The 2,732-nt window shown below is 46.1% G+C and carries 3 protein-coding genes; 1 reads left to right on the top strand and 2 read right to left on the bottom strand.

Translation table 11 applies throughout. The annotated features are described in order from the left end of the window. Both H6S82_RS27895 and H6S82_RS27890 read right to left on the bottom strand, forming a co-directional pair. A partial coding sequence (locus H6S82_RS27895; RefSeq protein ID WP_191057082.1) for a long-chain acyl-[acyl-carrier-protein] reductase occupies positions 1–1,021 on the bottom strand: 1,021 nt, incomplete at its 3' end. Between the two features lie 202 nt (positions 1,022–1,223). Then, positions 1,224–1,919 carry an aldehyde oxygenase (deformylating) gene (locus H6S82_RS27890; RefSeq protein WP_190472895.1) on the bottom strand — a complete coding sequence of 232 codons (696 nt, stop codon included), beginning with the start codon at positions 1,917–1,919 and terminating at the stop codon, positions 1,224–1,226. Positions 1,920–2,184: 265 nt separating this feature from the next. Between H6S82_RS27890 and H6S82_RS27885 the strand changes: the two genes are divergently transcribed. Then, positions 2,185–2,732 (top strand): carbohydrate ABC transporter permease (locus H6S82_RS27885; protein ID WP_242057135.1); only part of this gene is annotated, 548 nt, incomplete at its 3' end.

Genomic DNA, 2,732 nt, shown 5'->3' with positions numbered 1-2,732 from the left:
GTGTGCTCTTCCGATCTTGAAATCCGTGTTTGACCGAAACCTGACCGATTTGCTCCATCTTTGCTACGGAAATCTGATTTCGTCCCCAAGAAAAGTTGGTGTGCCACTTCTCGAATTCCAGTAGCATCGATTCGGCAAAACAGGCAAATAATTGGCGTGCGGGAACGTCCATATTGACGATTTTCATAATTTTCCACTCAATATCGAGGGAATGCTCAACGATGCCGCCATTGAGAACGTATATACCGGGATGCTGGATTTTAGTGCCCAGGTTTTTGGGATAGCCACCATCAATGAGCAGACAAGGTTGCTTGAGTGTAGTGGGATCGATTTCGACGCCCTTGGGCATACTCGCCACCCAAACTACGATATCGGCTAGGGGTAGCGCTTCTTCCAAGCCCATAATTTTACCCCGACCCAGTTCTGATTGCAACGCATCCAATCGCTCGCGATCGCGAGCGATCAGCAATAATTCTGGCACATCCGTGCGATCGTTCAACCATCGGCAAACGGCACTGCCAATGTCACCGGTAGCGCCACAAACCGCTACCGTCGCCTTGGACAGATCAATACCTACTTTTTTCGATGCTTGCTCCACCTGCCGACAAATGATATAAGCCGTATGGGTGTTGCCCGTAGTAAAACGCTCAAATTCTAGCTTGATATTGCGGACTTGGGTAATTTGGTTCAGGTTGAAGTTCTCAAAAATAATCGAAGAAAAACCACCTAAAGCTGTGATATTGATGCCGTTCTTTTGGGCGTGAGCCATCGCGTTGATTATTTTGCGGGTAGCTGCTTTAATCCGGCGATTTGCCAGCATTTCTGGCAAAAAGCAAGATTCTACATACCGACCTTCGATTGTTTGACCGGTAATGCTCGTAACCTTTATGGTATCGACGATTTGGGGCGGGGCAGAACACCAAAAATCCAACCCTTGATCGGCATATTCCGGGTAGCCCAAGTCTCTGGCTACTGCTTGGGCGTGTTCTAAACTGGTAAGGTGACCGATAAGACCAAACATGAATTGCTTAAAGCAGACCTTTAGTCGAGCTTGAGTAAGGTGAGAGGAATGAAAAATTGTTACTGACCCTTAAAAATACTACACAAAATGGCCGATTAGTGCAGCGATCGACTAATCGGCGATAAAAGTTTTGTGTTATCTTCTCTAGTCGGCACTCAGGACTCAACACTAAAGCCGAAGCACTTGCAAAGGCACTCCCAAATTAGGCAGCTGCCAAACCGTATGCTGACATCCGCATAATATCGCGGGTCGTGAAACCAATATTACTCAGAGCTTCTCCGTACTGAATCATGAAGTCTTCGACCAAGGCTTCTTTTTCCATACCCAGTACGCGGGCGTCGGTTTCTACCTGGTTCAGCATTTTCCAGACTACAGGTAGATTCTGACGGTTGGCTTCTTCTAACTCAGCTTTAGATTCTGCAAAATGTTCTTTTAGCCAAACTTCTCCGAAATTAAGGTGAGAATATTCGTCTTTTACAACACCTTCAGTAATTTTACGGGCAAAGGGGTCGGCTACTGGGATGTAAATGTTGTAGGCGGCGATCGCAAAACATTCGATAATCAGAGATTGAATCAGCAAACAAGTGACTATCTTCCCTTCTGGCAGTGCAGTTTGGAAATTTTGGTGCAGTTGGGCAAAGAACTGACGGGCAAATTCCATATCTGGCGTCACTTGGAGATTGCGCCCACAGGCTTCAAAACCTTTTTTGTGACGACTCTCCATCTTGGCAAGGCTAATTAATTGTTCCTTATGTTCCGGCAGCAGTTCAGCCAGTTGAAGGTAATTTTCGTGGGCCTCTTGTTCGCCTTCAATTACAATCGCGTTGATGCGGCTGTAGGCGTCTTTATACGTTTCGTTGTGAAAGTCAATTGCTGGACTGGCCTCAAGCTGCGGCATACGTGACTTGTCTCCTCAACATTGTTGGTAGATATTGTGTCGATGCAAAATCGACGCGAGGCTATAATGGGGCCTGGAAAACCCTCACTCGCAATTTAAATCCAATTTACCAGAATTGCCAAAAAGGGCGGGTTTTTTGGTCAGAGTAAGCATTCGACTTACCCGATCTTGACCGATAATCACCCAGACTAGGATCTAGCCTGGGTGAGAGAATCGGAATTAATACCTAGTCTGTATTGTATGCAAATCCTTATTTTAGAGATAGATGCCTGAGCAAAATTGCGAAAGTCAGTCGCCGATCGCTTATCCTCAAAGTGGGCCAACAGTGCCATTCCTGTTCTGGAATCGCCTCCTAGAATGGCTAATTCCGGTATTGCTTGTAATTACTGCGTTTATTGTACTGCTACCGCTTTTCGCAGTTTTTCTCACCTCCTTTGCCCCCACCGGGACAACACCCAGTTTAGCTCCTTGGCAAAAGGGCTGGACATGGGAAAATTATCGACAGGCATGGCAGCGCGGAAACTTTCTCCTCGCTTTTGCCAATTCAACTTTAGTCGCTTTAGCGGTAACTGGATTTCAGGTTATCACCTCAGCTTTGGCAGGCTACGCCTTAGCAAGGTTAAAATTTCGGGGACGGCAAGCTTTGCTGTTAATTGTTTTGGCAACGTTAGTAATTCCTTTCCAGCTATTAGTGATTCCCATTTTTTTGGTGTTGAAGTGGGGACACGCTATCAACACATACTGGGCTTTGATTTTACCGACAGCCGCGAATGGATTTGGCATTTTTCTGCTACGTCAGTACTTTCAAACAGT

Origin of the sequence: Planktothrix sp. FACHB-1355, from assembly GCF_014748295.1 — a bacterium.
Taxonomy (GTDB): Bacteria; Cyanobacteriota; Cyanobacteriia; order Cyanobacteriales; family Aerosakkonemataceae; genus Aerosakkonema; species Aerosakkonema funiforme_A.
Note: the sequence above shows the minus strand (reverse complement) of the source record. Positions and strands in the feature narration are given on the sequence as shown.

Coding starts and splice junctions, on each gene's coding strand:
- H6S82_RS27890 (WP_190472895.1), bottom strand. CDS start 1,919: ATGCCGCAGCTTGAGGCCAGTCCAGCAATTGACTTTCACAACGAAACG.